Raw genomic sequence first — 22,329 nt, forward strand, 5'->3', positions numbered from 1 at the left:
ATTACCTCTCAAACGTGTCGGTTCACTTGTCAACAAGTGAACCGACAATTAGTTTACCCGTAAAATAACCCCAGTATGGCTCAGGAAGACAAGCCCACCGGCAATCAGGAACCTCGTGTTCATGCCGTACCAGTAGTGGCGATTGGCGCTTCGGCCGGCGGTATTGAAGCCGTGTCGGAATTACTGCGCAATCTATCACCCACAACGGGCCTGGCTTACGTATACATTCAGCACCTGGACCCCGACTACGACAGCCAGTTGGCCAGCATCCTCGGTCGGTCCACCACAATGCCTACCCTGCAGGCGCAGGAAAACATGCGCCTTGAACCGAACCATGTCTACGTAATCCCCCCCAATCAGGATCTGGAAATTGTGGATGGAGTGCTGACGCTCAGCCCCCGCCGGGCCAAGTCCTTTCTGCACATGCCCATCGACCAGTTCTTTATCTCGCTGGCCGAACGGCAGAAAGAAGGGGCGGTGGCCGTCGTTCTGTCGGGAACGGCGTCCGACGGCACGCTGGGGCTGCGGGCCATCAAAGTAGCCGGGGGCATTACGTTCGCCCAGGACGAAACCGCCCAGTTTCAGAGTATGCCCAAATCGGCCATTACGGAGGGCGTAGTGGACATGATCCTCTCCCCGGCCGACATCGCGAAGGAACTGGAACGACTGAGCCGGCAGCCGCAGATTTTTCAGCAGCGGATACCGGCCGAACTTGACCTGGGCGACGAAGCGACCATGCCCTATAAAGTGGAGCAGGACGATATGGCCCCGGCCGAAGCCAATGCGTCGGATGAAGACATCAAGACCATCATTCAAATCCTGCGGAGGGTGATCGGGGTGGATTTCAGCCACTACAAGATTACCACCGTTCGGCGACGGATCATCCGGCGGATGCTGCTCTTCAAACTCGAATCGCTGAAAGACTACGCGCAGTATCTGAAGCAGCACGTCGACGAAGTCAGACTGCTGTATAGCGACCTGCTCATCAACGTAACGACGTTTTTCCGGGACGATGACCTGATGGACTACCTCGCCAAAACCCTGTTTCCGCGGCTTATCAAAGAAAAAGCCCCGCGAGAGGCCATCCGGATCTGGGTGCCGGCCTGCTCAACGGGCCAGGAAGCCTATTCACTGGCTATGCTCCTGCTGGAGGTGCTGGGCGATCAGGGCACCAGCCGGACCATCCAGATTTTTGCCACCGATCTGAGCGAAGGCGCCATTGCCAAAGCCCGGCAGGGCAGCTACACCCGGGGGGAGGTCATGGACGTATCGCCCCGGCGGCTTCAGCGGTTTTTCACCAAAGTCGACGACCATTACCGCATCAACCGGAACGTACGGGATCTGTGCGTATTTGCGCCCCATAACCTGCTCAAAGACCCGCCGTTTTCGCGGCTCGATCTGGTCAGTTGCCGCAATCTGCTGATCTACCTCGACAACGTATTCCAGCGGAGGGCCATCGCTACGTTCCACTACGCCCTGACGCCCAGCGGCTATCTGGTGCTGGGCAAATCCGAAACCGTAGGCGCTTCGGGCTCGCTGTTTATCCAGCTGGAAAAAAACTACAAAATCTATACCCGCCGAAACGACGTAGCCAGCCGGGCCGTCTTCGAAATGAATCCGCGGTTATCGTCCGACGGCGCAGCGGAAACCGCCCCATCCGACACCGTATCGGCGGACAATTCGCGGCAACCGGCGCCGGGCCATGCAGCCGCCAATGATCTGGAGCAGGTCGTCGATGAGCTCCTGCTCCGGCAGTACGTACCCGCCAGCGTGGTGGTGAATCAGGACCTGGATATTCTTCAGTTTCGGGGCTCAACCAGCCTGTTTCTGGAACCCGCCCCTGGTCGGGCCAGTCTGAATCTGCTGAAAATGGCCCGGCCTTCGCTGGCCTTCGAGCTGCGCAACAGCGTCTTCAAAGCCCGGAAAGCCGGACTACCGGTACGAAAATCAGGGCTGGAAGTGAAAATAAAAGACAAGACCCATTACGTCACCATCGAAGCCGTTCCGCTTAGCACCAAAACCGAAGATCAGTTATTCCTGATTCTGTTTGAAGAGATAACGCCTACGTTGCCCTCGGCCACGGACCTGTCCGACAGCCGCAACCGCCGGATCAAGCAACTCGAAGACGAACTGGCTATTCTGCGCGAAGATATGCGGTCGATCATTGAGGAGCAGGAGGCTTCGAACGAGGAACTTCAATCGGCCAACGAGGAAATCATCAGCAGCAACGAAGAGCTGCAAAGCATTAACGAAGAACTCGAAACCAGTAAGGAAGAGATTGAATCGACCAACGAAGAACTGCTGACGATCAATCAGGAACTGCAGGTACGCAACGACCAGCTTGCCGAAGCCAATGATTTCTCCGAAGCGATTTTCGGTACCATTCGCGAAGCGACGCTCGTGCTCGACGAAGACCTGCGGGTGAAAAGCGCCAACAAGGCGTTTTACCGCCTGTTTAAAGTAAACGAAGACGAAACCGAAGGGCGGCTGATCTACGAACTGGGCAATCGGCAGTGGGACATTCCCCAGCTTCGCGACCTGCTGATGAGCGTTATTGACAACGATGCCCAGTTTCAGTCCTACGAACTGACGTACACCTTTCCGGACATTGGCGAAAAAGCCCTGTCGCTGAATGCCCGGCGCGTTGTTCGGCAACAGGCCGCCATTCTGGTGGCCATCGACGACGTAACGGAGCAACTCCAGGCCCGGCGCCTGCTCGAAGAGCGTGAAGCCTGGTTCCGGAACATCACCGACAACGCCCCGACCCTTATCTGGGTGACCAACGAAGCCGGCCAGTATACGTATTTTAACAAAGTATGGCTGGCCTACACAGGCCGCCTGCTGGACGACGTACTGCAACAGGGCTGGGAACATAGCCTGCACCCCGAAGACCGGAGCGACTACGTGTCCGTTCGGGATGCCCGGCTTCAGGGCCGTCTGGCTTCCCAGACCAATTACCGACTGCAACGGTACGATGGTGCGTACCGCTGGATGCTGGAAAACGCCCAGCCTACCTTCAGTACCGACGGCATGTTTACGGGTTTCATCGGTACGGCGGTCGATATTCACCTGCAAAAAGAGCTAAATGACGAACTGGAACAACGCGTGCAGCAGCGAACAGCCGAGTTTCAGGAAAGCAACAACCTGCTGCAGTCGATCTTTGGTATTGCGCCCGTAGCGATCAGTTTCCTGAAACCCGTTTGGCAGGCCGATGGGCAGCTGGCCGACTTTGAGGTAGTGCTGGCATCCGGCGTAACGGGCCAGTACGCCAACCAGACCGACATTTCCGGCAAACACTACGCCGAGCTGTTCCCCGATGCCCGCGAAACCGGCCTGTTTGATCACTTTTTGCTCGTGCTGAAAACCGGCCTCCCGGCCGACTTTGAAACGCACACTACCCGCGATAAATACGACCGCTGGTTTCAGTATGCTGCCGTGAAACTGGGCGACGGTCTGGTGGTTATATCGCAGGACATCACGACCAGCAAGCGGGCGGAACAGGAGATCAAAAAGAACTTTACCCTGATGCAGCACGCCGAAGAGCTGGCGAGGATGGGTAGCTGGGACTACGACCGGACGACCGGCGAGTTCAGCTGGTCGGAAGGTATGTACCAGCTGTTCGAAATGCCCTACGGCAGCGAAGTGTCGCCGGAAACGTATCTGAATCACGCCATTTCGGACGATCTGCCCGTTGCACACCGCATCATTGATTTCATCAGGCAAGGCGAGGGTACGTTTGAAGAGACGATCCGGATAAAGGGCTCCGAACAGATCAAAACCTTCCGCATCCGGGCCAACGTCGTGAACGGCAGCCAGCCGCGGGTTCTCGGCATCGACGTCGACATCACCGACATGCAGCAGGCCGAAGACAAAATCCGACAATACAGCGAACACCTGCAGGCCGTTCTGAACAGCTCGCCGGCGTCCATCGCCTTCCTGAAGGTCATCTACGATCAACAGGGTCAGGTGATTGACTTCCGGGTGCTGGTAAGCAATCAGAAATTTGCCGACCTGGTGGGGCAGCCCATCCACGAGCTGATCGGCAAATCTGTAACTGAATTAACCGACGCTCTGTGGGAAACCGATACGTTCAACAACCTGCTGACCGTACTGACAACCGAACAGCCGATGTACCTCGAACGCTACCACGAGGAGGCTCCCGAAGGCCGCTGGACGGGCGTATCCATCTTAAAAGAGGATAATGGTATTGTTCTGTCGGGGCTCGACATCACGCCCCTCAGGCAGGCCGAGCAGCAGCAGGAGCGCTTGCTCAGCCAATTGAAAAACTCTGAAGACATGATTCAGGAAATGGATGCCATCCGGTCCCAGATCCGGCAGCGGGGAGAGTTTCTGCGGCAGACCTCACACGACCTGCGGGGGAGCTTCGGGGTGATTTCGGGAGCCGCCATGCTGCTTAATCTGATGCATAGCGAGGAAGAACGAAACCACATGCTGAGCATGCTCCAGCGCAACGTGCGGCAGGTCACGCAGATGCTCACGCAGTTGATGGACTACTCCCGGCTGGAATCCGGTCAGGAGCAGGTACGTATCACCGCCTTCGATGCAGCCCAGCTGCTGCGGGAACTTGTCGATAGCCTGAGACCGGTGGCTAACGAAAAACAACTGATAATAACCATCGACGGACCGGACCAGTTGCAGGTTGAAAGCGATGACGTGAAAGTACAGCGTATCGCCCAGAACCTGCTCCTGAACGCCATTAACTATACTGGGTCTAGCGAGACCCGGTCTGGCGAGACCCGGTCTGGCGAGATCGTTCTTTCCTGGCAGCCGGGCGAAACCCAGGGGAACTGGTCATTCAGCGTACAGGACACGGGCCCCGGCCTTCCGGAGACCGTCATGGAGCAGTTGACTCACCAGTCGGCAACGCCATCTGATAAACCTACGAAGAGCGCAGGGAATAAGTCGAGCGAGGGAATTGGTCTGGTTATTGTGCAGCAATTATGCAGCCTGCTAGGAGCCAGAATTACCGTAGACAGCAGCCCGGATACCGGCACGCGGTTTCAAATTGATCTACCCGGCCCGTCAGTCGGCAGTACATCGTAATAGATTGAGAGTGAGCCATGAGGACACCTTTTTTGTACATTGTCGACGATGATGATGATTACCGTTTTTTGCTGAAACAGGTCTTCACGCAGTACCTGCCCCAATACCCGGCCCAGTTTCTGAACGGCGGACAAGCCCTGTTGGAACACGTTGCCACCGACGCCGTCCGGCCCAGTCTGATCCTGCTTGACCTGAATATGCCGAAGCTGAGTGGCTACGATACCCTGCTCCGGCTGAAACACCCGGCCAGTGGCCCCACCTTCGATGGCCCCGTTCTGTCCAGTCAGCATCACTGGCAGGCCGTACCGGTCGTAATGATGACGAACTCGTCGGTGTCCCATGAACTGGAACTGTGCTACGAAGCCGGCGCAAACTCGTTCATCACGAAACCGGCCAATCCCGAGCAGCTCCTCCAGACCATGCGGTCGATCTGCCAGTACTGGCTGGACATGAATCGCCTGCCGGGCACCTGATGCCATACACTCAGTAACCCGGTTGGTCTGCCAACATTCCGCCTGCCCGGCCGGTTGATTCAGCACATAATCCGTGCAAACCATCATGAGTTCATCGAGTCAGAACGGCGGCTTTGGGCTGTCATCGGCCCTGTTGTGGGGCATTGCCGGCCTTGGTGCCGTAGTAGCCGCCCAGGCCCTGATCAGCCGTCGCCGGAAAACCGACTTCCGGGGCCAGACGGTCATCATCACCGGCGGCTCGCGGGGACTAGGGCTGGTCATGGCCCGGCATTTTGCGCGGGAAGGTGCCAAAGTGGCCATCTGCGCCCGCGACGAAGCCGAACTTCAGGAAGCCGAAGCCGACCTGCGTCAGTACGGCAACTTTATCCTTTCGTTCCCCTGCGACGTTACCGACCGCACCCAGGTTGCCGACTTCATCCGGGCCGTTCGGCAGCAGTTCGGCCCCATCGACGTACTGGTCAACAACGCCGGTACGATCGTAGTAACGCCCTACGAGAACGCCACCGAAGCCGACTTCCGGGAGGTTATGGACGCTAATTTCTGGTCGGCGTTCAACACCATCAGCGAAGTGCTGCCGGCCATGCGGGAGCGGCAGTCGGGCCGGATCGTAAACATTGCCTCGTTTGGGGGCAAAGTGGCCGTACCGCACCTCCTCCCCTACGTAGCCAGCAAGTTTTCGCTGGTCGGCTACTCGGAAGGTCTCCACGCCGAAGTGCTCAAAGACGGGGTCTACGTCACGACGGTCTGCCCCGGCCTGATCCGGACCGGCAGTCCCCGCAACGCCTGGTTCAAGGGCCAGACCGAGAAAGAATACGCCTGGTTTAAGATTGGAGATTCGCTGCCGTTTCTGTCGGTGAGCGCCGAACGCTGCGCCCACGAAATCATCGAAGCCGCCCGCTACGGTAAAGCCGAGCTGATTGTTTCGCTGCCGGCCAAACTAGCGGTTGTTGTTCAGGGAATCGCCCCCGGCCTGACCTCAGAATTGCTCGGTGTAGTCAACACCCTGCTCCCAGCCCCCGGCAATACCGGTCAGGAAGCGGTTCAGGGCAAAGACAGCGAATCGACACTGAGCCAAAACGTCCTGACCACCCCTACCGACAAAGCCGCCGAAGCGAACAACCAGTTGCACTCGTGAGGATCGGAGCTTATTGACGACTGGCTGCCAGCAGGCTCCGTACTTCGTCGTCGGTCGTCTGGGTAAAATCGGCGTACCAGAGCCCAACGCCGTAGAAGGGTTCGGGCGTGGCGGCACAAACAACCGCATCGCTCACAGAAGCCAGGGTGTTGCACACGTCGGCGGCAGCGACCGGTACGGCAATGACCACCTGGGCGGGTTGCCGTACGCGCAGCGCAGCCACGGCGGCCCGCATGGTTGCGCCAGTGGCCAGTCCATCGTCTACGAGCAGTACCACCCGGTTGGCAACAATCGGTTCGGTTCGCTCACCACGATACAGGTGGCCCCGTCGTTCGAGTTCGCGCAGCTCCTGCTTTGTTACAGTGTCCAGTACGGCGGTACTGATTCTGTGCGTCCGCAGTACGTCCTGATTCAACACCCGGATTGGTTTGGTAGCGGCTCCGGCAACCGCGATGGCACCCATAGCCAGTTCCTCCTGGCCGGGAACACCCAGCTTGCGAACCAGGAACACATCCAGAGGTGCCCCAAGCCGTTGCGCCACTTCGTACCCAACCGGAACCCCGCCCCTGGGTAAAGCCATTACCAGTACGTCGTCGCGATTGGCGTAGGCCGTGAGCTGCCCGGCGAGTTGCTGCCCGGCATCGTATCGGTTCAGAAAAAGGGGGTGTTTAGCCGGCTTCATAGGTCAGACGAGATTACCGGGCAGCCATTGGCTACCCGATGGTTAATGTATTCGGCCCGGCAGCCACCGGCCTGTCCGTTTACGACGACTCGCTGTCGGCGTCCGTCCTGGTGCGTCCAGGTGCGTTTCGTGGGCTTTACCGCCCTGCTTCATGGCTCCGGCCTGTTGCTGGGCCTGCTTCATGGCAACTTTGGGCGTAAACGTGTAATCACATCCGGAGCAGCGTGATCAAAATCCGGCGGTTGCTGCGAAGCCACGTACCGGAGGTGGCCCGGCATCAGTCGCTGTTCCCAAGTTACGAAATTCGTGGCGTTGTTGCCCAGCACCAGCGCGAGTTTATGGGCTACTAAAACTTCCGGCCTGGAGCCGAAAAAACGGCCTATCGTAACCTATCCCCCTGCTTTCGGCAGCGGCCGAACTCCCCCGCCCGACTGGCCATTACGTATTCAGTAACCACAGGCAGGCCCGTCGGATAGCCGCAAAAAAACGCCCACCATGCTTACCGACCGGCAACATGGTGGGCGTTGGTTTATGGGCGCTGCGTCCGGTTCAGCGAAGGAGAGTGGTTGCCCCCACCGCGCCCGGCAATCTGACCGTATTCGACCAAAACCGGTGCGTTATCGCCAGCATATTCGTCAGTTCAGTAAATGAAGTTGGCTTGCTCATAAACGCATTCGCCCCCAATCCATAACACTCCCTGATGGCGCTCTCGTAGTTGGTTCCAGATAACACCAGTACCGGAATACACCGTAACTGATCACTCGCCCGCAGGGCCTGCAACACGTCGAAGCCGGTCATGGTCGGCATATTCAGGTCCAGCAGAATAAACATCGGGAATTTATCGTCACGTAAGGCGATCAGGTCATTCAACAAATCCTCCCCATTGGAGAAAAACACCAGTTTTGTGTCAGAACACACGTCCAATAGAGCGTTTCTGATCAGCAGGCGATCATCTTCATCATCGTCTACTATAAATATTGACATGTCCCGGCTTTCCATTTTCGATTTGAGTAGTATGTAATACAAAAAAAAGAAGGCCAGATGAATACTAACTAAAAAGTAGGTTAAAAGCCAATTAAACTAATAGACTATATCAGTATTATGATTAGGCGACGTGCCGTTAATTTGTCGGTTACAGTCGGGTATATTTGCCCTGTTCTTCGCTTTATTTTCCGTAAACGTTCTAACTCTAATAGCTCCGTTACATGCAAAACAGTGAAAAATCAACGACCTCCCGTCGTCAGTTCATACAAACGGGAGCTTTAGCCGCGGGCAGCTTCTTTATTGTTCCCCGTCACGTACTGGGAAAGGGTTATATTGCCCCGAGTGACAAACTGAACATCGCTGGTGTCGGCATTGGGGGAAAAGGATTCAGTGATACCAATAATGCGTATAACAATGGAGCCAACAACATGGTAGCCCTCTGCGATGTTGACTGGAGCCTGCCCCGGGTTAAAGAAAATTTCTCGAAGCATCCGAACGCCAAGCGCTACAAGGACTTCCGGGAAATGCTCGATAAAGAGGGCAAAGCCATCGACGCCGTAACGGTATCAACCGCCGACCATACGCACGCGGTTGTAGCCATGGCGGCCATGCAGCGCGGCAAGCACGTGTACGTTCAGAAACCGCTGACGCACAATATTCACGAAGCCCGGATGCTGACCGAAGCCGCCCGCAAATACAAGGTCGTGACGCAGATGGGGAACCAGGGTTCATCGAACCCGCAGCAGAAGCAGATGGTTGAGTGGTTCGACAAAGGCCTCCTGGGCAACGTACACACGGTGTACCTCTGGACCAACCGGCCCGTCTGGCCGCAGGGCATTCCGGTACCGCAGGCGGCCGGTGAGGTTCCTGCCGATCTGGACTGGGATCTGTGGCTCGGACCCGCTCAGAAAGTTGGCTACACCCCTGCTTACCACCCCTTCAAGTGGCGCGGCTGGTGGAACTTCGGAGCCGGGGCACTGGGCGACATCGGCTGCCACATCATGGACGTACCGTTCCGTGTTCTGGGCCTGGGCTACCCGACGGAAGTCGAAACCAGCATCAGCCAGGTGTTCCTGAAAGACTGGACGCCGGAGTACATTCCGGAAGGCTGTCCGCCGTCGTCGCAGGTTGAACTGCAATTCCCGGCTTCGGCCAAGAATAAATCGGCCGTTAAGATGGTCTGGCTCGACGGTGGTCTGCGTCCGTTCCGCCCGGAGATGCTGCCGGCCGGCGAACCCTTCCCGGAAAACGGGGAGAACGGGGTGTTCCTGATCGGCGACAAGGGCCTGATTGCCTGCGGCATGTACGGCGACGACCCGAAACTGTACACCAAGAGTGGCGAGAAGATGGAAGCTGCGCCTAAACCGAAGAGCGCCGACGGCAAATCCATTCCTGAGAACGGCCACCAGGTACTATGGACCGAAGCCTGCAAAGCCGGGTTTAACAGCAAGGAGCATAAAGCACTGACGTCGTCGTTCGACTTTGCCGGTCCGCTGACCGAGTCGGTGCTGATGGGTAACCTGGCCATCCGCAGCTATACGCTACGGACGCCCAAGGCCGACGGTCGGGGCTTCAGCTATCCGGGCCGGAAGAAACTGACCTGGGATGGTAAGAGTATGAAGATCACCAACTTCGACGAAGCCAACCAGTTTGTATCGCGCAACTACCGCGACGGCTGGAAACTGGCGTAATCGACGCGATGTACTTACTTTTCAGACGGGCATCGACTCGTGATGGGGCTTCTCATTGCGGGTCGGTGCCCGCTGCGTTATTGGCCGTTAGCCAGGCATCCAGCGCCGATTGCAAAACCTTAGCTTGCCGCACCACGTCGGCAGGTACCGGGGCTGCGTCCGGCCGGGTAGTCGACGACCCGAGGTTCGTGTATCGGGTCTGCTGAAGACTTTTGCGGCAATTGGCCAGCTCGGTGCGGGTTTTCCGCAGCTCGAAACTGGTCATGACCCACTGCCCCAGCGCTTTCAGCGACAGCAACTGGCTGTCGGTCAGTTGCCGGGGCCGGTGATCCAGCACGCAGATAGTACCGAGTGCGTACCCATCGGGCGTAACAAGGGGAACACCGGCATAGAACGCAATTTTAGGGCCGTCCACAACCAGTGGGTTATCCCTGAAGCGAGCGTCCTCGCGCGTGTCATTGACCACCATGACCGTATCCGGGTCGTTGATCGCATACGAGCAGAAAACAATGTCGCGGGGGGCTTCCTGTACGTTGAGCCGCTGCCGGGATTTAAGCCACGCCCGGTCGTCGCCGATGACGGTAATGAGCGAAATGGGCGTACGGCATAATTCAGTGGCTACTCGGGTAATCGCATCATACTCCTCCTCAGGCAGCGTATCCATCAGGTCATATTCGGCAACTGCCTGACGACGGGCCGTTTCGTTAGCGGGTACTGATGGCTTTATCATATTTCATTGACTCGACTGATCAAGCAATAAAAATAAGCACCCGCGACGCCAGGCCCGTTAAGAACCCATTAATGGCCGATTAATAACCCATTAAACCGATTTAATTCATGCCGGATGGACACAACGGTTCAGGTTAGCCACTCGAAGAAGAACGTACTTCCTTCGCCGGGCCGGGATTCGACCCAGATTTTACCACCCTGTTCTTCGACCAGCATCTTGAGCAGGTTCAGTCCGACCCCCGTACTGCTTTCCTGCGTGGTCGTTGCCGAGTCGCCCGCCCAGAACAACTGGAATATTGACTCTTTCTCATCTTCTGATATCCCCGGTCCATTGTCGCGTACGAAAAACTCGGCCCGGTCCGCCCGTTCGACGCAGCCGACCTCAATCAGTCCCTGTTCCTTGTCGTTGTATTTGATGGCGTTGCTGATCAGGTTCTGAAACACCTGCTGTAATTTCAGCCGGCGGGTTTTCAGCACCGGCATCGGTTTATGCACCCGGATTTCGATGTGTTTAGGTGGGAAAAGCAGCGTAGCGATCTGACTCACCAGCTCGTACACATCAACCTCTTCCACGGTCTGCTGCGTAAGGCTCTTGCGGGAGTAGTCGAGCAGTGTCGTAATCATGTTAGCCAGGTGATGAGCCGCCTGTTTGGCCCCGTCGACGTATTCCGTCACCTCGTCCTGCTCCATCGGGCGGGTTTCGTTGATCATGTCGATCAGCGACAGCGACGCGATCAGGCCCGTCAGGGGCGACTTCAGGTCGTGGGCTACGATGTAGACAAATTTTTCGAGCTGCTTGTTGATTTTTTCAAGTTCAGCCGCGGTGTTCTTCAGATTCCGCTGGTAGAAGTAAAGTTGTTCAAATACGTTGACTTTTGCTTTAGTGACATTAATATCCAGGGGTTTCTGCAGGTAATCGACGGCCCCTTGCTCAAACCCCCTGAGCACAAACTGCTCATCGCGGCTGATGGCCGTCACAAAAATGATGGAGATGTCTTTGGTTTTGGGGTTTGACTTCAGCAGTTGAGCCACCTCAAATCCGTCCATCCCGGGCATCTGCACATCCAGCATGATCAACCCAATCCGGTCGTTGCGGAGGGCATGACGCAGGGCTTCGTTGCCCGACGTAGCCTTGATAAACGTACGGCCTTCCCGTTCCAGCATTTCCTCCAGCGACAGCAGATTCTCTTCCCGGTCGTCGACCAGCAGGATCGTGAACTCGTCGGGGTTACTCATCAAATTCATATAATTTAGGTATTTGTGGACAAAAATTTAATGATCCCATCGGGAGGCAGTACGAGTGCCTTCGGGTTACGTTCGGCGGCTGCCCGGGGCATGGCCGAGTACGCAGCCGTGGCCGGATCCTGTACAATCCCCTGCCCTCCGCTCGCCAGGATGGCTTCCATGCCCGCGGCTCCGTCGTCGTTGGCGCCACTGAGCAGCACCGCCAGGGCCCGGCTGCCGTATACGCCGGCCACACTTTCGAAGGTCACATCGATCGACGGGCGGCTGTAGTTAACCAGTTCCGAGTAATCCAGGCTGAAGCTCCGGTCGGCCTCGATCAGCAGGTGATAGTTCTGCGGAGCCAGGTAGACGCTGTTGGGCTGAATCAGGTCCTTATCATCGGGCTCGCGTATGTACGTACCCTTGTGGGGTGTAGCCAGCACCCGGTTCATTTCACTATAAACGTTCTTCAGCCGGTGCAGGACAATAATAACGGCGTACTGAAACGTACCGGGCAGCGCTTCCAGCAGTTCAGAAACAATGGGGATACTTCCTGCCGACCCACCAATGGCGATTATATCGAATGACGCCATCGATCTCTTTATGTTTTGCGCCGGTAGATGCGGCAGACGGCGTCTACAACATCAAACTGCTGGCGGACGTCTGTAAACATCAGCGATTCCTTCATGCCAATGGCAAGGTACCCCAGCGGGGCCAGACTATCCGTCAGCAGGCGGCATACCTGGTTCTGTAGCCGCCGGTTGAAGTAAATCAGTACGTTTCGGCAGCATACCAGCTGAAACTCGTTGAACACCTGATCCGTCACCAGATTGTGCTGCGAAAAGACGATGTTCCGGCGCAGTTCCTTGTGAAAAATAGCGTGATCGTACCGGGCCGTGTAATACGTCGAGAAGTCGCTCTGCCCCCCCGATTGCAGATAATTAGCCGTATAATCCTTCATGTGCTGCATCGGTACGATTCCCTGCCGGGCGCGTTCGAGGTTAGCCGGATTCAGATCGGTTCCATACAGCCGGGTCCGTTCGAGCAGGCCGGCTTCGTGTAGCAAAATGGCCATCGAGAATACTTCCTCACCCGTAGCGCAGCCCGCGTGCCAGATCTTGATGGTCGGATACGAAGCCAGGATGGGAATGACGGTGGTGCGCAGGCTTTTGTAAAAAACCGGGTCCCGGAACATCTCCGTTACGTTCACCGTCAGGTTTTGCAGAAACCAGCTGAAGAACGTTTGATCGTTGGTCAGCGCGTATCTCAGATCAAAGAATGACTGGATGCCGGCCTGGTCCATGCAGCGGACCACCCGACGGTGGAACGATGCCCGGGCATAATCGCCGAAGTCGTATCCGTAGTTGTGCCGGATAACCGATATGATTTCGTCAATTTCACCGTTGGTGATCTGGGTCAGGTTCATCATACGCTACTGGGCTAACCAAACCCGCATCAGCGAAATCAACTGCGTGTTGTTAACGGGTTTAGTAATATAATCGGACGCACCGGCTTCGAGGCATTTTTCGCGGTCGCCGGTCATGGCCTTGGCCGTCAGGGCAATCACGGGCAATTTCTGAAGCCGCTGGTTGGCCCGGATTCGGCGCGTGGCTTCGTATCCGTCCATCTCGGGCATCATGATGTCCATCAGCACGATGTCAATGCCGGGCTGCTCGTCCAGTATCTCCAGGGCTTCTTTTCCATCGCCGGCCGTCAGCACCTCCATGTCATACTCCTCCAGCAATGTACTCAGCGCAAACACATTGCGCATGTCATCGTCGACCAGCAGCACCTTGCGTCCTTTCAGCACCGCATCCGACGTACTGACGGCAACGTATTTGGGCAAGGGCGAGCGTTCGGCTTCCTGAACCTTGTACAAAAACAGTTCCAGTTCATCCATCAGCCGGTTTTTCGACTGCGACGAGTCGCGGATTACCACGGGCGAAATTTTGGCCAGCTGCCGTTCGTTGGCCGCCGTGAGGTCTTTGTCCAGGTACACAATCAACGGAATACCGGTCTGAACCAGGGCCTGCTGCAGGGATTCAAGCTCGGGAATACCGCGTTCCAGATCCTGCCCGATGTCGGCAATGACCGTATCGTAGGTATGCTCGCCGATTTTCTGCAGGGCTTCGTCGCTCGTACGGGCGTAATCGAAATCAATGTCCATGTGGCGCTCATCGATCAGTTGCCGGAGCGAATCGCCCTGGAGCGCGTTCGCCGACAGCACCAGCACTTTTTTCAGGCCGATGTTAAGCTGCGACCGGAACTGCGAGAATACCGTTTCCAGATCCTCCTTGCTCACGGGTTTGCGAACGTAGGCCAGGGCATCGGTACTCGTAAGCCGGGTGTCGTCTGAAGCCGAAACAATATGAACCGGGATGTGTTTCAGCGTTTCGTCACTTTTCATGATCTTGAGCAGATCCCAGCCGCTGATAACCGGCAGGCCCATGTCCAGAATGATCGCCGAGGGCTTATACTGCCGGGCATACCGCAGCCCTTCGTCGCCCTGCAGCGCAACAATCGTCTTGTATTTCTTTTCCCGGGCGAAGGTCTGAACCACCCCGGCAAACAGCGGGTCATCTTCAATAATGAGCATCACCTTGTCCTCGGGCGAGAGCGTGTAACGATCGTCGGACAACGGCATCTGTTCAGTCAGTTTTACCGGAGCCATCAGTTCCTGCACCGGTGGCTCGCTGCTTCCCCCCGGTGCATTGGGCTGAACGGGCGCATCGACCGGCAGGTAGATGGTAAACGTACTGCCCTTGCCTACCGCGCTGGTCAGGCCCATTTCGCCACCGAGCCGCCGAACCAGCTCCTTACTGATGGACAAACCCAGTCCCGTGCCGCCGTATTTGCGGCTGGTGGAGCCGTCGGCCTGCTGGAACGCTTCGAAAATGATCTGCTGTTTTTCGGGCGGAATCCCGATGCCCGTATCCGTTACCGAAATGGCCAGCACCTGGCTGGCATTGGCCAGCGATTCGGTGCCGAACAACTGGTGGGCCGGGGGCGCCGAAAACGACAACGTAATGGACCCGTCGCGGGGGGTAAACTTAAACGCGTTGGACAACAGATTCCGAATCACCTGCTCCAGCCGCTGCTTATCGGTCCGGATGCCCGCCGGTATGCCCGGTTCCGTATGCGTAATGAACTGTACCCCTCTTTCTTCGGCCACTACGCTAAACATCTGGTTCAGGTCCCGAATGATCGACTGAACCGGCACCTCCTCGATATTCATGTCGATCTTACCGGCTTCAATCTTCGACAGATCCAGAATATCGTTGATCAGTTCGAGCAGGTTGTTGCCCGATTTATAGATGGTGTTGGCGTATTCGGTCTGTTTATCGGTCAGGTTACCGTTCTTGTTCTCCGACAGCAGTTTAGCCAGAATCAGGACGCTGTTAAGCGGAGTGCGTAGCTCGTGCGACATATTCGCCAGAAACTCCGACTTGTATTTCCCCGTCACTTCCAGTTCTTTGGCTTTCATGGCCAGCGCTTTCCGGGCTACCTCAACGGCTTCGTTCCGCTCTTCCAGCTCGGCATTGATCTGACGCAGTTCTTCTTCCTGCACTTTCAGTTCCTCCTCGGATGCCTGCAGGATACTGGCCTGACGGGTAAGCTCATCGTTCGACTGGCGGAGTTCTTCCTGCTGATTTTCCAGCTCTTCTTTCTGATCCTGAATCTGTTTGAGCAGGTGCATCACCCGACGGCGGTCGTCGGCCGCATTTACCGCCACGGCTATGTTGTTGGCCACCGCCCGCAGAAGCCCCAGATGCTGGTCGCTCATCGGACCGAACGACGCCAGCTCCAGTACCCCCTTCAGTTCCTTGTTGTACCAGAGGGGTACAAAAACCAGTTGTTTCGGCCGGGCCTGACCCGCTCCGGACTCAACCGACCAGAATTCAGCCGGCACATCGCCGACAACCAGCAGATTCCGGTCGTCGGCCGCCCGCCCGATCAGGCCTTCATGCCGGTTATACGTCTGGGGAGCACTCGCCGGCAGGGCTACGGATGCATTGAGCAGGAGCTGCTGGTTGTGTTCATTGTAGCAGTAAAAGGCGCCGGCCGGCAAACCCAGGTAATCGGTGATCGATTTCAGAATCTGTTGGGTCAACGAGGTAATCTCATTGATGCCCTGTAACGTATCATTGATCGCCGAGATCCCGGTGAGCAGCCAGTTTTTCTCCGTGGTGACCTGATTGAGCTCTTCGAGTTGTTTAAAATTCTGATACAGCGACGCTTCGGCTCGCTGCCGGCTGTTGAATTCCTTCAGAATAAAGTAGATCAACGTAACAACGACCAGCAAAATCAGAAACGTACCGATCAGCAGGCTGATACTGGCCCGGTCGACAGCCTCCGCATTTTCCTCTTCCCGCTGCGCAAGCAACGCCTTTTCGGCCTGCAGAATCTCGTCAAATTCGACCCGAATCTGATCCATCCGCTTTTTTTCCTGGAGCATGATCGCGCTGATGGTAGCCGGGGTGTAGCCGCTGGCATCCTCGCCGAGACTTTTCCAGTACTGAAGCAGCCCCTCGATACGCTGCTCGGCCTGCTCTATCCGCCGTTGCTGCGCTGCGTTGTCGCTGGTGAGTTCTTTAAGCGCAATAATGGCGGGCTCAATCTTGAGCAGGCCCGTATTATACGGCTCCAGAAACTGTTTGTCGTTGGTTGGACGAAACCCCCGCCGACCCGTTTCCATGTCGACGAGTAGTTTCTGAATGTTTTCCGCCTGATTCAGCACCTGGTACGTATGCCGGACGCGCTCGGCTTCAACCGATTGCGTTCGAAACGTTTGCAACGCCAGCACGCCCACCAGAATGACCAGTAAGACGGCGACCGAAAAGCCAAGGTACAGGCGGTTCAACAAAGAAAGGTTCATTCAGGGAAAGTTACGATTATTAAGTTTACAATATTAACATACGATTACGTTCAGCATAACGAGCTTAGCCATTTATTATACGTAATCAGGCCGTTGTCTGTGCGTTGAGTTGTTCACTGGCTGGTGTTGACTGACCATTGGTGCTTACGTGATTCAGTCAATACCGGATTGTTGCGGGTAATTTCCCTATAGACGAACATATTGCCGTTGGTAACGGATTTTAAGGTTTCACACCTGTTTTTTTCTGGCTTTGGGTAAATTAATTCATTTCAGGCAGTTCTACGAAAAAACATCGGAGCCGGGTGTCGCCCGCGTTTCTAAAGAATCTGTTTGTATCTTACTCGTTCTGACCAACACCCCGTATCATGCCACGTATTACCCCCCTTCGCCGGGACGACGCACCGGTTGACGTCCAGACGGCTTATGATCAGCACGTTTCCGACTATGCCGGTAGCCGCATCACCAACATGAAAGCGACGCTCGGGCGTTCGCTGCTGTCGTTTCAGGTGTATATGCAGTGGTATCCGCTGTATGAGGAAGTGAAGAAGACGGTTGGTAACCGGCCGGCCTATCTCTTTGCTCACGCCATCTCCGAAGGGTCGAACTGCCCGCTCTGTACCACTTTTTTCCGACGGATCATTATCGACAACGGCGAGAAACCGGAAGACCTGCACCTGACCGATCATGAACAGCTTCTCCTCGATTTCGGCAGCGAAATGGCCCGGCAGCAAGGGCGCGTGTCCGATGCGGTTTATGAACGCCTGGCCGGGCAGTATACCGACGAGCAGCTTGTGGTGCTGGTGGCTTTTGCCGGACAGATGATTGCGACCAATGTGTTCAACAACGCGCTGGAGGTCGACATCGACGAATACCTGTATCCGTATCGGCCACTCACGCAGCCCTCAAACGCTTAACCTATGGCTACGTTACAGGGAACCGTCGCGTTTATCACCGGAGCCGCCCACGGACAGGGCCGGGCCGTAGCGCTGGCGCTGGCTCAGGAAGGGGTTCACATCGTTGCTTTCGATATTGCCCGGCCGCTGACCTACCCCGGCTACGCGCTGGGCTCGGCCTCGGAGCTGGATACGTTGCAGCAGGCCTGCGAAGCCTTCGGCGTCCGCTGCCTGACCGCCGAGGGGGATGTCCGTCGGGACGATGATATCACCCGGGCCGTAGAAGCCGCCCGGGATGCGTTCGGCCGCATCGACATACTGTTCAACAACGCGGGCATCTGCGCCTATGGGCTGGCACACGAGCTGCCGGAAGCCGAGTGGGATGCCATGCTGGACATCAACCTGAAAGGTGCCTGGCTGGTGGCCCGTCGGATTATTCCGCTGATGATGGCGCAACGCTCGGGGGTTATCATCAACAATTCATCCATTGCCGGCCTGCGGGGTATGAATCGCCTGAGTCACTACGCGGCCTCCAAATGGGGACTGGTTGGCCTCACCAAGTCGTGGGCCATTGAACTCGCCCCTTACAACATCCGGGTCAACTCCATTCATCCCACGGGCGTCAATACCCCCATGAACGACGGACTGGCTGAACTCGAAGGAACCACCACGCAGGAAATCGCCGAACGGTCGGCGGGGAATCTGCTGCCGGTTCCCTGGGTCGAGCCGGAAGATGTATCGGCGATGGTGCTGTTTCTGGTATCCGATAAAGCCCGCTACGTAACGGGTTCGCAGTTTGTGCTGGATGCCGGTCTGCTGACCCGGTGAAGCGGACCGAACGCTTGTGCGATTTTGTACACCTTGTGCGAAATCGCACACATCTGAAAGGCTTCTTAATCAGCAATATATTGACAGACAATAAGTTACCTATTGGCACGTCGTTTGGCTTCTTATACGCAAACGAACTGACCAATGGACAGAGAGCTTGCCCCGGAGATCACCCGGCAGAAACGAACCAAAAGCATCGTCATCGTCACGCTGGGTATCGTGAGTGTGGCTGCGGTGCTGGCTTTATTCCGAACCTACCTCAGCACGTCCGTCGAAGCTTCTAAAATCCGGACGGCGGTTGCGCAGGTGGGTCCGGTCGAAAACACCATCAACGCCACCGGTGAAGTGATCCCGGCATTCGAGCAGGTGATCGTGAGTCCCATTCAGGCGAGTGTACAACGGGTACTGATCACGCCCGGCACCCGCGTCAGACCGGGTCAGCCGATCCTCGAACTCGACAAATCCTTCTCTCTGATCGAACTCGAACGCCTGAAAGACAAGCTCGCCCTGAAGCGCAACGGCATCGAGCAGCTGCGGCTGCGGCTCAACAAGGAATTCTACGACGCCGATATTAAAGACAAAATCAAATCACTCAACATCAACCGGCTCCGGGCCAACGTAGAAGATACACGCCGGCTCCAGAAAGCCGGTGGCAGCACGCAGGAAGACGTAACGAAAGCCGAAAACGAACTCCGGATTGCCGAACTGGAAAAGAAGCAGCTGGAAAATGACCTGGCCTACAGCCGCCAGTCGATGGGAGCCAGCCTGAAAGAATCTGAACTCCAGGCGCAGATTGAAGCCAAAAACCTCCAGGAACTCGAACAGAAACTCCGGCAGGCCGACATCCTCGCCGACCGGCCGGGGGTACTCACGTGGGTCAACGACCGCATCGGAGCGGCCGTCAGCACGGGCGATATGCTGGCCAAACTGGCCGATCTGGGAAGCTTCCGGATTGATGGCTCCTGCTCCGATATGTACGCCGATCAGGTCAAAGTGGGGTTGCCGGTCATCGTAAAAATCAACGAAACCAACCTGCGCGGCACGATCACCCAGGTAAAGCCATCGGTCCAGAACAACGTAGTGCAGTTCGCCATCCAACTGGACGACAACCGGCATACGTCGCTCCGGCCTAATATGAAAGTAGAGGTGTTCATCGTCACCAACCGGGTTGGCAAGGCCGTACGGGTAGCCAATGGCCCGGCCTTCAAAGGCAAACGGCGGCAGTACGTGTATGTATTGACCAAGGGCGTGGCCGAACGCCGGGACGCTGAAATTGGCCTGACCAACTTCGACTGGGTTGAGCTTAAAAGCGGTGTCCAGCCGGGCGAGCAGGTGATCATCACGGACCTCAGCCAGTACGAACATTCCGAGACCATAACCATTACACCCACCGACCAATGATGCGACCTTTCTCTCTCTTTTCGGTAGTGGATAAACTGATAAAACTACTGCTGGAACGAACCCTACTGGCCAGACTGCTGACCCTGGTTTACCTCACGACGCACACGGCCCTGGCGCAGACCCAGCGGATGACGCTGGAAGACGTAGTCTCAATCGCCCAGGGTCAGTCGGTGGCCGCCAAACAGGCCGCTACGACCCAGCGTACCAATTACTGGAAGTACCGGTCGTTCCTGGCCGACTACAAACCGCAGCTCAGCCTCGATGGTACGTTGCCCGGTTTTACGCGCTCGTTTGTGGAAGTTACCCAGCCCGACGGCACCATCGCCTACCAGCCCGTATCGCTTAACAACTCGGCCCTGAACCTGTCGCTGAGTCAGAACATCGCCCTAACCGGCGGCAGCATCTTCGTCCAGAAGGAGATCAAGCGGTTTGATAATTTCCTCGAAAGCCAGACGTTGTACAACGGTGTTCCATTCAGCGTCGGCCTTATTCAGCCCCTGTTCCGCTTCAACCCCATGCGCTGGGAACGCCGGATTGAGCCGCTGAAGTATCAGGAAAGCAACCAGCAGCTGCTGGAGTCGAAAGAGGAGGTCTCGCTTAACGCAACGATGTATTACTTCGACCTGCTGGTGGCGCAGGTGAACCTGCAGATCGCGGAAAAGAACCTGATGAACAACGATACGCTGTACAAAATTGCCCGGAAGAAGCTGGAACTGGGCCGCATTTCACAGAATGATCTGCTCCAGCTGGAACTAAGCGTACTGACCGCCCGCAAGGACCTGGCGTCGGCCCAGCAAACGGCGGAGGTAGCGTCGCTGAAGCTGAAAACGTATATCGGCTACCGGAACGACAACCGGCTGGAACTGGCTCCGCCCAACCAGATCGTCCCGTTCTCTGTCGACATCCGGCGGGCCATCGACGAAGCGTTTGCCAATCGGGCCGCGTCGGTCGGTTTCCGGCGCCGACTCCTCGAAGCCGAACGGGAGGTCGACAGGGCCCGCAAGGAAAACGGTCTGAACGCATCGATGCAGGCTTCGTTCGGGCTATCGAACCGCGGCTCCCGGATCGGTGACGTGTACGTCCGGCCGCAGGACAGTGAGATTCTGGAAATTCGTTTTTCGGTGCCCATCATGACCTGGGGGCGGGCGCAGGCTCGCACAGAAACGGCGAAAGCCAACCAGCAGCTGACGCAGCAATCCGTTGAGCAGGACAAGCTTACCCTGGAGCAGCAGGTGTTTACGCAGGTGACCTTACTCCAGATGCTACAGAAGCAGGTGAAGCTCACCGCCGAAGCCGATCAGATTGCCCAGGATCGCTATCAGATTGCCCAGAACCGCTTTATCCTCGGCGACCTCAGCGTAACGGACCTGGGCATTGCCACGCAGGAAAAAGACCGCGCTCGTCGTGATGCCGTGCTTGCGCTTCGTGACTACTGGCAGGCGTATTACACGCTCCGCCTGTTGACTTTATATGATTTTGAAACAAACCAGAAGATTCAATAGCGTAGGGCCTGGGGCGAAGGGCAAGGGGCAAAAGGTAACCCCAGGCCCTCAGCCCTACGCCCCACGCGCCATACCCCAAGCCAAACAACCATGATCACCCTACAGAACATCGAAAAAGTGTACCGCACCAGCAGCATCGAAACGCTGGCGCTCAACAACATTAACATCAACATCCGCAAAGGCGAGTTCGTGTCGATCATGGGCCCGTCGGGTTGCGGCAAGAGTACGCTCCTGAACATCATGGGCCTGCTCGATGAACCCTCGAAAGGCAGCGTCGCGATTGCCGGGCAACCGGTGAAGTCGTACCGCGACAAAGAACTGGCCGCCCTGCGTAACCAGAAAATTGGCTTCATCTTTCAGAGCTTTCACCTGATCAACGACCTGTCGGTGCTGGACAACGTCGAGATACCGCTGCTGTACCGCCCGGCTAACGGAAAATCGCGGCTGGACCATGCAAAAGAAGCGTTGGAAAAAGTTGGGCTGAGCAACCGCATGAAGCACTTTCCGCGCCAGTTGTCGGGTGGACAGAAGCAACGGGTGGCTATCGCCCGGGCCATCGTCGGGAATCCCGAAATCATCCTGGCCGACGAACCGACCGGCAACCTCGACAGCGCGATGGGTAACGAGATCATGAGTATTCTCCAGAGCCTGAACGACGACGGTGCCACGATCATCATGGTAACCCACGACGAGTCAATGGCCAAGAAAACACACCGGCTCATCCGGCTCTTCGACGGCACGCAGGTGGGTGACTCTTTATTGCAGGGAGTAGCAGGGGCTGGCAGGGAATGGCAAGGAGCCTCCATGCCATCCGTGCAAACCCTGCCATCCACGCCAAAACTATAAT

The 22,329-nt window shown here is 56.6% G+C and carries 18 protein-coding genes; 10 read left to right on the forward strand and 8 right to left on the reverse strand.

Features of this window, described 5'->3' with window-relative positions; genetic code table 11:
- Nucleotides 1–75: 75 nt before the first annotated feature.
- The 3 genes from DYU11_RS23330 to DYU11_RS23340 all read left to right on the forward strand — a co-directional run bounded on the left by DYU11_RS23330 (nucleotide 76) and on the right by DYU11_RS23340 (nucleotide 6,672).
- Nucleotides 76–5,064 carry a chemotaxis protein CheB gene (locus tag DYU11_RS23330; protein ID WP_119670140.1) on the forward strand — a complete coding sequence of 1,663 codons (4,989 nt, stop codon included), beginning with the start codon at nucleotides 76–78 and terminating at the stop codon, nucleotides 5,062–5,064.
- Between the two features lie 17 nt (nucleotides 5,065–5,081).
- Entirely contained in the window at nucleotides 5,082–5,537 is a 456-nt protein-coding gene (locus DYU11_RS23335; protein ID WP_119670141.1) for a response regulator, read from the forward strand.
- 85 nt (nucleotides 5,538–5,622) lie between these two features.
- The gene (locus DYU11_RS23340; protein WP_119670142.1) at nucleotides 5,623–6,672 is read left to right on the forward strand and encodes an SDR family NAD(P)-dependent oxidoreductase; all 1,050 of its coding nucleotides are present in this window, start codon (nucleotides 5,623–5,625) and stop codon (nucleotides 6,670–6,672) included.
- A 10-nt stretch (nucleotides 6,673–6,682) separates the two neighbouring features.
- Here the strand turns inward: DYU11_RS23340 and DYU11_RS23345 are convergent, their stop codons facing one another.
- Nucleotides 6,683–7,354, reverse strand: coding sequence for a phosphoribosyltransferase (locus tag DYU11_RS23345; protein ID WP_119670143.1), 672 nt, complete (start codon nucleotides 7,352–7,354; stop codon nucleotides 6,683–6,685).
- A 42-nt stretch (nucleotides 7,355–7,396) separates the two neighbouring features.
- Nucleotides 7,397–7,537: a hypothetical protein gene (locus tag DYU11_RS33350; RefSeq protein WP_158600349.1), complete on the reverse strand. Its 141-nt coding sequence runs from the start codon at nucleotides 7,535–7,537 to the stop codon at nucleotides 7,397–7,399.
- Between the two features lie 41 nt (nucleotides 7,538–7,578).
- On the opposite strand from DYU11_RS33350, the gene DYU11_RS33855 reads away from it, so the two are divergent.
- Nucleotides 7,579–7,704, forward strand: a complete 126-nt coding sequence (locus DYU11_RS33855; RefSeq protein WP_262697152.1) for a hypothetical protein — start codon at nucleotides 7,579–7,581, stop codon at nucleotides 7,702–7,704.
- A 199-nt stretch (nucleotides 7,705–7,903) separates the two neighbouring features.
- Here the strand turns inward: DYU11_RS33855 and DYU11_RS23350 are convergent, their stop codons facing one another.
- Nucleotides 7,904–8,338: a response regulator gene (locus DYU11_RS23350; RefSeq protein WP_158600350.1), complete on the reverse strand. Its 435-nt coding sequence runs from the start codon at nucleotides 8,336–8,338 to the stop codon at nucleotides 7,904–7,906.
- A gap of 221 nt (nucleotides 8,339–8,559) precedes the next feature.
- On the opposite strand from DYU11_RS23350, the gene DYU11_RS23355 reads away from it, so the two are divergent.
- On the forward strand, nucleotides 8,560–10,029 hold the full coding sequence (locus DYU11_RS23355) for a Gfo/Idh/MocA family protein (RefSeq protein WP_119670145.1): 1,470 nt from the start codon (nucleotides 8,560–8,562) through the stop codon (nucleotides 10,027–10,029).
- Nucleotides 10,030–10,081: 52 nt separating this feature from the next.
- Here the strand turns inward: DYU11_RS23355 and DYU11_RS23360 are convergent, their stop codons facing one another.
- The 5 genes from DYU11_RS23360 to DYU11_RS23380 form a co-directional block, all read right to left on the reverse strand.
- Nucleotides 10,082–10,759, reverse strand: a complete 678-nt coding sequence (locus DYU11_RS23360; RefSeq protein ID WP_119670146.1) for a GAF domain-containing protein — start codon at nucleotides 10,757–10,759, stop codon at nucleotides 10,082–10,084.
- 128 nt (nucleotides 10,760–10,887) lie between these two features.
- Complete coding sequence (locus DYU11_RS23365; RefSeq protein ID WP_119670147.1) at nucleotides 10,888–12,003, reverse strand: sensor histidine kinase; 1,116 nt, start codon at nucleotides 12,001–12,003, stop codon at nucleotides 10,888–10,890.
- 5 nt (nucleotides 12,004–12,008) lie between these two features.
- Nucleotides 12,009–12,575 (reverse strand): chemotaxis protein CheB, encoded by a 567-nt coding sequence (locus DYU11_RS23370; RefSeq protein ID WP_119670148.1) that lies wholly within the window; start codon nucleotides 12,573–12,575, stop codon nucleotides 12,009–12,011.
- 8 nt (nucleotides 12,576–12,583) lie between these two features.
- Nucleotides 12,584–13,411 (reverse strand): CheR family methyltransferase, encoded by an 828-nt coding sequence (locus DYU11_RS23375; RefSeq protein WP_119670149.1) that lies wholly within the window; start codon nucleotides 13,409–13,411, stop codon nucleotides 12,584–12,586.
- 3 nt (nucleotides 13,412–13,414) lie between these two features.
- A complete protein-coding gene (locus tag DYU11_RS23380; RefSeq protein ID WP_119670150.1) occupies nucleotides 13,415–16,858 on the reverse strand; it encodes a response regulator in 3,444 nt (1,147 codons plus the stop codon).
- A 365-nt stretch (nucleotides 16,859–17,223) separates the two neighbouring features.
- Between DYU11_RS23380 and DYU11_RS23385 the strand changes: the two genes are divergently transcribed.
- From DYU11_RS23385 to DYU11_RS23405, 5 genes are all read left to right on the forward strand, one after another.
- On the forward strand, nucleotides 17,224–17,772 hold the full coding sequence (locus tag DYU11_RS23385) for a carboxymuconolactone decarboxylase family protein (RefSeq protein ID WP_119670151.1): 549 nt from the start codon (nucleotides 17,224–17,226) through the stop codon (nucleotides 17,770–17,772).
- 3 nt (nucleotides 17,773–17,775) lie between these two features.
- Nucleotides 17,776–18,579 carry a mycofactocin-coupled SDR family oxidoreductase gene (locus DYU11_RS23390; RefSeq protein ID WP_119670152.1) on the forward strand — a complete coding sequence of 268 codons (804 nt, stop codon included), beginning with the start codon at nucleotides 17,776–17,778 and terminating at the stop codon, nucleotides 18,577–18,579.
- A 144-nt stretch (nucleotides 18,580–18,723) separates the two neighbouring features.
- A complete protein-coding gene (locus tag DYU11_RS23395) occupies nucleotides 18,724–19,980 on the forward strand; it encodes an efflux RND transporter periplasmic adaptor subunit (protein ID WP_119670153.1) in 1,257 nt (418 codons plus the stop codon).
- A complete protein-coding gene (locus DYU11_RS23400; protein WP_119670154.1) occupies nucleotides 19,980–21,482 on the forward strand; it encodes a TolC family protein in 1,503 nt (500 codons plus the stop codon). The genes DYU11_RS23395 and DYU11_RS23400 overlap by 1 nt, the downstream gene beginning before the upstream one ends.
- 90 nt (nucleotides 21,483–21,572) lie before the next feature.
- A complete protein-coding gene (locus DYU11_RS23405) occupies nucleotides 21,573–22,328 on the forward strand; it encodes an ABC transporter ATP-binding protein (RefSeq protein WP_229365991.1) in 756 nt (251 codons plus the stop codon).
- The last annotated feature ends 1 nt before the right edge of the window (nucleotide 22,329 follow it).

Origin of the sequence: Fibrisoma montanum, from assembly GCF_003583365.1 — a bacterium.
Taxonomy (GTDB): domain Bacteria; phylum Bacteroidota; class Bacteroidia; order Cytophagales; family Spirosomataceae; genus Fibrisoma; species Fibrisoma montanum.

Excerpts from the sequence above, each read along its gene's own strand:
- DYU11_RS23380 (WP_119670150.1), bottom strand. The coding sequence starts at position 16,858 with ATGAACCTTTCTTTGTTGAACCGCCTGTACCTTGGCTTTTCGGTCGCC.
- DYU11_RS23365 (WP_119670147.1), bottom strand. The coding sequence starts at position 12,003 with ATGAATTTGATGAGTAACCCCGACGAGTTCACGATCCTGCTGGTCGAC.
- DYU11_RS23370 (WP_119670148.1), bottom strand. The coding sequence starts at position 12,575 with ATGGCGTCATTCGATATAATCGCCATTGGTGGGTCGGCAGGAAGTATC.
- DYU11_RS23385 (WP_119670151.1), top strand. The coding sequence starts at position 17,224 with ATGCCACGTATTACCCCCCTTCGCCGGGACGACGCACCGGTTGACGTC.
- DYU11_RS23350 (WP_158600350.1), bottom strand. The coding sequence starts at position 8,338 with ATGTCAATATTTATAGTAGACGATGATGAAGATGATCGCCTGCTGATC.
- DYU11_RS23360 (WP_119670146.1), bottom strand. The coding sequence starts at position 10,759 with ATGATAAAGCCATCAGTACCCGCTAACGAAACGGCCCGTCGTCAGGCA.
- DYU11_RS23400 (WP_119670154.1), top strand. The coding sequence starts at position 19,980 with ATGCGACCTTTCTCTCTCTTTTCGGTAGTGGATAAACTGATAAAACTA.
- DYU11_RS23390 (WP_119670152.1), top strand. The coding sequence starts at position 17,776 with ATGGCTACGTTACAGGGAACCGTCGCGTTTATCACCGGAGCCGCCCAC.
- DYU11_RS23395 (WP_119670153.1), top strand. The coding sequence starts at position 18,724 with ATGGACAGAGAGCTTGCCCCGGAGATCACCCGGCAGAAACGAACCAAA.
- DYU11_RS23330 (WP_119670140.1), top strand. The coding sequence starts at position 76 with ATGGCTCAGGAAGACAAGCCCACCGGCAATCAGGAACCTCGTGTTCAT.
- DYU11_RS23375 (WP_119670149.1), bottom strand. The coding sequence starts at position 13,411 with ATGATGAACCTGACCCAGATCACCAACGGTGAAATTGACGAAATCATA.
- DYU11_RS23345 (WP_119670143.1), bottom strand. The coding sequence starts at position 7,354 with ATGAAGCCGGCTAAACACCCCCTTTTTCTGAACCGATACGATGCCGGG.
- DYU11_RS23405 (WP_229365991.1), top strand. The coding sequence starts at position 21,573 with ATGATCACCCTACAGAACATCGAAAAAGTGTACCGCACCAGCAGCATC.
- DYU11_RS23335 (WP_119670141.1), top strand. The coding sequence starts at position 5,082 with ATGAGGACACCTTTTTTGTACATTGTCGACGATGATGATGATTACCGT.
- DYU11_RS23340 (WP_119670142.1), top strand. The coding sequence starts at position 5,623 with ATGAGTTCATCGAGTCAGAACGGCGGCTTTGGGCTGTCATCGGCCCTG.
- DYU11_RS23355 (WP_119670145.1), top strand. The coding sequence starts at position 8,560 with ATGCAAAACAGTGAAAAATCAACGACCTCCCGTCGTCAGTTCATACAA.
- DYU11_RS33350 (WP_158600349.1), bottom strand. The coding sequence starts at position 7,537 with ATGAAGCAGGCCCAGCAACAGGCCGGAGCCATGAAGCAGGGCGGTAAA.